At 45.9% G+C, this 6,134-nt stretch carries 6 protein-coding genes and 1 pseudogene; 5 read left to right on the forward strand and 2 right to left on the reverse strand.

From position 1 onward, the window contains the following. Positions 1–247 precede the first annotated feature (247 nt). From GJR95_RS39020 to GJR95_RS39040, 5 genes are all read left to right on the forward strand, one after another. Complete coding sequence (locus GJR95_RS39020) at positions 248–1,078, forward strand: alpha/beta hydrolase (RefSeq protein WP_162391017.1); 831 nt, start codon at positions 248–250, stop codon at positions 1,076–1,078. 86 nt (positions 1,079–1,164) lie between these two features. Beyond that, positions 1,165–2,598 (forward strand): GDSL-type esterase/lipase family protein, encoded by a 1,434-nt coding sequence (locus tag GJR95_RS39025; protein WP_162391018.1) that lies wholly within the window; start codon positions 1,165–1,167, stop codon positions 2,596–2,598. Positions 2,599–2,685: 87 nt separating this feature from the next. Next, entirely contained in the window at positions 2,686–3,477 is a 792-nt protein-coding gene (locus tag GJR95_RS39030) for an MBL fold metallo-hydrolase (protein WP_162391019.1), read from the forward strand. Positions 3,478–3,799: 322 nt separating this feature from the next. Further along, a complete protein-coding gene (locus GJR95_RS39035; protein ID WP_162391020.1) occupies positions 3,800–4,648 on the forward strand; it encodes an SPFH domain-containing protein in 849 nt (282 codons plus the stop codon). A gap of 106 nt (positions 4,649–4,754) precedes the next feature. Further along, complete coding sequence (locus GJR95_RS39040) at positions 4,755–4,949, forward strand: ribbon-helix-helix domain-containing protein (RefSeq protein ID WP_162391021.1); 195 nt, start codon at positions 4,755–4,757, stop codon at positions 4,947–4,949. Here GJR95_RS39040 and GJR95_RS39045 read toward each other — a convergent pair. Both GJR95_RS39045 and GJR95_RS43010 read right to left on the reverse strand, forming a co-directional pair. Continuing rightward, a complete protein-coding gene (locus GJR95_RS39045; RefSeq protein WP_162391022.1) occupies positions 4,936–5,637 on the reverse strand; it encodes a hypothetical protein in 702 nt (233 codons plus the stop codon). The genes GJR95_RS39040 and GJR95_RS39045 overlap by 14 nt on opposite strands. A 380-nt stretch (positions 5,638–6,017) precedes the next feature. Further along, a pseudogene (locus tag GJR95_RS43010) lies at positions 6,018–6,134 on the reverse strand (IS701 family transposase); the annotation flags it as partial.

Below are 6,134 nucleotides of genomic sequence, written 5' to 3' on the forward strand. Positions count from 1 at the left end.
ACTGAATGGGCTGACCACTATTTGAGGGCGCAAAAATAGTGAAAAGGATTGGCGTTTACAGGTATAAGGTTGAATAGACTATAGCCGAAAAGGGCTTTATGTGTTTTGGCGTGAGCGAAGGTGACAAAGCCGGGACGGTGAATTTTGAGGAAATAGATCGGGACGAGTCACTTTATACGAAAATCACTGCTCCTTGCTATGCCATCTCTAGTTTAATTTAGCAACTCATTTTGTAAACCTTAACACAATGCATTATCTGCGTACGCTGCTGGCTTTAGGAATTCTGTTTTTAGTAAATCAATCGGTACAGGCGGCTAAAATTGATACGGTAGAAACCTATAGCACGTCGATGAAGAAGTCGATCAAGGCCGTTATCATGACCCCGGATACCTATACAAATGATAAGGAACTGCCTGTTTTATACCTGCTGCACGGCTATGGCGGTAATTATAGTGACTGGGTCAAAAAAGCAGCTTCTATTCGCAATGCCGCCGATCTGCACCAGATGATTATTGTGTGTCCTGATGGTAATATTGGCAGCTGGTATTTCGATAGTCCTGCCGATCCTTCCTTCCGGTACGAAACCTACGTAGCCAGTGAACTCGTAACCTGGGTCGATAGCCATTACAAAACGATTAAAGATCGGTCGGGCCGGGCGATTACGGGGCTTAGCATGGGCGGACATGGCGCTTTGTATCTCGCATTCCGGCACCAGACCGTTTTCGGGGCTGCCGGAAGCATGAGTGGCGGTGTCGACATCCGGCCATTCCCCAACAATTGGGATATGGCCAAGCGACTGGGAACGTACGCCCAGTTTCCGGAACGTTGGGAGCAAAATACGGTCATTAATCTGCTTCATTTGCTTACGCCGGGTGCTCTATCGCTGATTATTGATTGTGGTAGTGACGATTTTTTCTTTCGCGTCAATAACAATCTGCACGAGAAGCTTCTGGAACGCAACATTGCGCATGATTACATTGCCCGGCCCGGTAGTCATAACTGGGCCTACTGGAACAATGCAATAAACTACCAATTGCTATTCATGCGGCAGTACTTTGACCGACAGAAGCCCAATTAGACGCATAGATAAGCAAGAATAATGGCCGATTGGGTAAGAAAGACGGATGGCGTCCTTGTGCATAAATAGACCTTCATTACTGAATTATGACTTCTCATTTTTCGCGTCTGTTCGTTTTTATTAGCTGCTTTCTGTTGTCATATTCTGTAGCGGTTGCTCAGAAAAAAATACGGATTGCCTGCGTTGGCAATAGCATCACCTACGGGAGCGGACTAGAGAATCGGGAACAAAATTCGTATCCCAGCCAATTGCAGAACCTGTTAGGCAGCCGTTATGAAGTATTGAATTTTGGTGTGAGCGGCAGAACAGTAATTCGCCAGACGGGTAATTCGTACATGGCGACTCCGGCCTATAAAGAAGCCTTGCAGAGTAGCCCTGATCTGGTTTTTATCAAGCTCGGAACAAATGATAGCCGGTTGCCCTACCGTTTGCAGATCGATAGCTTCGCCACCGATTATAAAACCCTGATTCGGTCTTTTAAGGGGCTGCCGACAAATCCACGTATTGTCCTGTTACTGCCGGTGGCGTCGTTTTTGACCGACACGACCCGACAAACCGATCAAGCCATAACCAAGCTGATCATGCCGCGAATTCGTCAGGTAGCCTTCGACGAAAAGTGTGAACTCATTGATTTGCATTCGCTTTTTGTCGATCACCCGGAGCTATTTCCGGATAAACTGCACCCCAACTCGTCGGGCGCAACAATTATCGCAAAACGATTGTACGAAGCCATAAATGCGCAGGAAGAGAATGGCTTCGATTTCTTTCCGAAAATAAAAGGAGAGTACAGCGTTTCCTCCTTCTATGGCTACGACTGCGCTGATTTTTCCTTTGAAGGAAGAGCCTGTAAAGTAGTTAAACCACGACGACCAGCGAAAGGCCTGCCCTGGGTCTGGCGTGCCCGATTCTGGGGGCATGAACCACAAACAGATATTGCCCTGCTGGATCGTGGCTTTCATGTTGTTTACTGCGATGTGGCCGAGCTATTCGGTAATGCTCAGGCGGTGTCAATCTGGAATCATTTTTATGCGTTTGCCCAACAGGCGGGATTAGCTAAAAAAGTAGCACTGGAAGGATTGAGTCGCGGGGGTGTTTACGCGTATAACTGGGCCGCCGAAAATCCGGAGAAGGTAGCTTGTGTATACGTCGATGCGCCCGTACTCGATCTGAAAAGCTGGCCGGGAGGCAAAGGGCAGGGCAAGGGTAGCCCGAGCGATTGGGAGATTTTTAAAAAAGATTTCGAGCTGACAACCGACGAGCAGGCAATGGCCTTTAAAGGAAATCCGATGGATAAAGTTGCCGATATAGTAAAAGGCCATTATCCACTCCTGCACGTGGTGGGAGACGCTGACGATTTGGTTCTGGTGAGCGAGAATACGGCCCCTTTTGAGCAGAAAGTCAGGGAGAGTGGGGGTGACATTCAGGTAATTCACAAACCGGGCATCGGCCACCATCCGCATAGCCTACCCAATCCAACACCGATCGTTGAGTTCATTCTCAAGGCAACAACCGGGCGTTAATGATTGCCCCTAATGCTCAACAAACTCCTGTTTTTGTAAAAATTGCCACTAGAAACAATCCCTAAAAAGCTGTTTCTTTGTAGTACTATGCAATTGTTTATTACCTCCTTAAATTCGGGCAGCAACGGAAACTGCTATTATGTTGGAAACGAGCAGGAGGCTGTTTTAATCGATGCCGGAATTTCCTGTCGGGAGACTGAACGGCGAATGCTGCGCCTGGGCTTGTCTATGCATACCGTAAAGGCCATTTTTATTTCCCACGAACATACCGACCATATCCGCGGAGTTGCGCAACTGGCTAAGAAATATCAATTGCCTGTTTTCATTACACCCCGCACGCTCAACAATTCAAGAATACCCCAACGCGATTTTCCTGTCAAACCCTTACGAGGGTATGAACCCGTCTGGATTGGTGAACTTTGCGTCACTGCTTTCCCCAAGCAGCATGATGCTTCCGATCCGCATAGCTTCCTTGTTACGTATAAAGGTATCAATATAGGGGTACTTACCGATATTGGCGCGCCATGCGAACACGTTATCAACCACTTTAGTCAATGTCATGCCGCCTTTCTGGAGGCTAATTATGATGATGAGTTACTAGAGAAAGGAAGCTATCCTTATTATCTAAAACGTAGAGTTCGCGGGGATAAAGGGCATCTCTCTAATCAGCAGGCACTGGATTTATTTAAAAACCATAAGCCTTCGTTTATGAGCCATGTCTTGCTGTCTCACTTGTCAAAAGACAATAATTCGCCAGACCTGCTTCGGGACTTATTTACTCCTCATATGCAGAACACCCAGCTTATTGTAGCTTCCCGGTATGAGGAAACGCCTGTTTACAGGATCGGTATAACTCAGGAAGTCCTCCAGTTGCAGTAGTTTAAGTAAAGGCTAAAAGTAGCGCAGAAAGCGATGAACTTTTGAGTCGCTGGCTTTATTTAGGCTGCCTGACTATCAGGTGGCTCTCTTCTCTAATTCTACCCCATTTTATTCGGTTAATTTATAACAATCAGCCACAAATTTACTTGTGAGCCAGACCATTGTTGCCAGGCCACTTGCTGGTTGAGTTGCTGGCTGCCATTTTAGTGAGCCTATCATTAAACATAACCGTTCGTACAAAAAGTGGCTGAAAATCAACAACGGATAGGCTACTATTGTACTATCAAAATGATATCATTTCCTGGCCTTAGATTTTACGGTTATGCAAGAGAAAAAGCTTACATCGATTTCGGGTTATCTGTTTTTACTACTGGGTTTAGGCTGTTTTGGATTAGCCGTCTTTCTGTTTGCCTACAGCCCCATCCTGGGGGGATTCATGTCTTTGCTTGGCGCTTTTATCCTGAAAGGGATTATGATTATTTATCCCAATGAAGGACTGGCGGCTACCTTCTTCGGCGATTATGTCGGAACCATCAAGCAAACGGGCCTGCAATGGGTGAATCCATTATACAGCAAACAGAAGATTAGCTTACGTGCCCGGAACCTGAATGGACAGACCCTGAAAGTGAACGATAAAATGGGGAATCCGATCGAAATTGCGGCTGTCGTTGTCTGGCAGGTATCCGATACGGCAAGGGCATTATTTGATGTCGATAACTACGTAAATTTCGTGCAGATTCAATCCGAAGCGGCCGTACGATTTTTGGCGAGTTCGCACGCATACGACAACATAGAAGACGAACACGAAGCAGTTACTTTGCGGGACAATACGGGTCAGATTAACAAATTTCTGGAGCAGGAACTGGACGAGCGATTGAGCCAGGCGGGTGTTCGCGTTATGGAGGCACGCATTAGTCACCTGGCGTATGCACCCGAAATTGCGGGTGCGATGCTACAACGTCAGCAAGCTACGGCCGTTGTGGCGGCCAGGAAGCAGATTGTTGAAGGAGCGGTCGGCATGGTTGAAATGGCACTGATGCGACTGGCCGAAAAAGGAGTCGTTGAACTGGACGAAGAACGTAAAGCCGCTATGGTGAGCAACCTGCTCGTAGTATTATGTGGTGAAAAATCAGTTAGCCCAGTTGTGAATGCAGGAACGCTTTATCAATAAGTGTAAGCAGCAGGCAAGGCGTAATAGGCAGTTGACAGTGTGAATCCCATCCGTGAATTGCCTACTACGCCTTGCCTGCTGCCTGCTCTTATTGCCTATTGAGATTATGGCGGCAGAAAAAAAAGCTTTTGTATTACGTATTCAGCCTGAAACCCTGAAGGAACTGGAGCGTTGGGCACAGGAAGAATTTCGGAGTGTGAACGGGCAGATTGAATACCTGCTGAACGATGCCCTTCGAAAACGAAAAAAACGCCCAAAAGACACACCGGAAAGCGGGCCTGAAACGCCTATGGATAGCTAACAGGAGCGGGCTCCTGCGTGTAGCCAGCTCCTCTGGCTGAAGCCGTTTTGGGATCGTGCTGTACTAAAAAATTGTAATGGTCGATCAATACCAGTCGACCAAGCAGTGTATGGTCATTGATGTTATGGCTTATTATGTACTGCCGCATCTCTTCGCCATAAGCGGTTAGCAGAGGCTCGTAGATGTCCAGATTGAATCGGTCGAATGCTCTCAACTGACCAGCATCGTAGACAAAGTAGTCAAAAAAGTCGTTGGTTTGAGCGAGCGACGGTTGATCGTTGTAATAAGCTGGATGGTTGAACAGGCGCTTGAATAAGCCCTGTGACTTTCGTAGTCGACGAACCACGGCTAATGAACCATCCATATAGATTTCAAAAAATGCGGATTTCGCTTGTTTATTGACTAAAGTTGGCAGAACGAGAAAGTTTCGTTGTTTATGAAACGAGTAATCAAACCAGCCAAATTGTTGGACCTGAGTAGCGGAGAAGGCACGGACGCGGCCGTCAGACTGGCGCAATAATACGATCTCTGTTTTCCAGTTATACGATAACTCTCCTTCAAGTGTAACTTTATTGAAGAGCATCATCTGGCCCTTATGCCAAACTGAGGATGGTAAAGCCGACGACTTGACAGGCGAAAAGAAAACTATAATTAGTACTATTTTGCTAAATAGATATACGTTTTTCATAACCGCTACTAGTTTGTTGGATAAGACACCTGTTGAGGTATACATCGATCTGAGATGGAAAAATGTACTGACTCTTTAGGCAAGTTAACAAACAGATAGATGCCTGAATAGTAGCGGAAAAATTGTCCTATTGGTCTGATTTTGATTATGTTAAGATAGAATAGAATAGATAATGGAAAAATGGGCCGGTATTGGATTATTTTCTTTTTTGCTTAAAATGAATCGTGTATAAACATTTATTTTGTGGCTATCGGTTTTTGCGGTTATTTTTATCGACTTGAAATAATACAAAAAAGGCACCCCGCATGGAGGTGCCTTTTTGTATTATTTGTCGAAATTTTAGTAAAGCTTTATTCGGAAATAGAAAATATTAACTGATGTTACGCCAACTCCATTTGTGGATGTTGGCTGAGTTGATTTTTGAGGACGGCCAGTTCCGCAAAAGCCGCTTGCAGGGCTTTGAGGTATAACCGCCCTTTCAAGGCAAAATGATTGGT

The sequence above is a fragment of the Spirosoma endbachense genome (assembly GCF_010233585.1).
Lineage (GTDB): Bacteria > Bacteroidota > Bacteroidia > Cytophagales > Spirosomataceae > Spirosoma > Spirosoma endbachense.

What these genes read in the sequence shown, in the direction of transcription:
- GJR95_RS39020 (WP_162391017.1), top strand. Translation starts at nt 248, where the DNA reads ATGCATTATCTGCGTACGCTGCTGGCTTTAGGAATTCTGTTTTTAGTA.
- GJR95_RS39025 (WP_162391018.1), top strand. Translation starts at nt 1,165, where the DNA reads ATGACTTCTCATTTTTCGCGTCTGTTCGTTTTTATTAGCTGCTTTCTG.
- GJR95_RS39030 (WP_162391019.1), top strand. Translation starts at nt 2,686, where the DNA reads ATGCAATTGTTTATTACCTCCTTAAATTCGGGCAGCAACGGAAACTGC.
- GJR95_RS39035 (WP_162391020.1), top strand. Translation starts at nt 3,800, where the DNA reads ATGCAAGAGAAAAAGCTTACATCGATTTCGGGTTATCTGTTTTTACTA.
- GJR95_RS39040 (WP_162391021.1), top strand. Translation starts at nt 4,755, where the DNA reads ATGGCGGCAGAAAAAAAAGCTTTTGTATTACGTATTCAGCCTGAAACC.
- GJR95_RS39045 (WP_162391022.1), bottom strand. Translation starts at nt 5,637, where the DNA reads ATGAAAAACGTATATCTATTTAGCAAAATAGTACTAATTATAGTTTTC.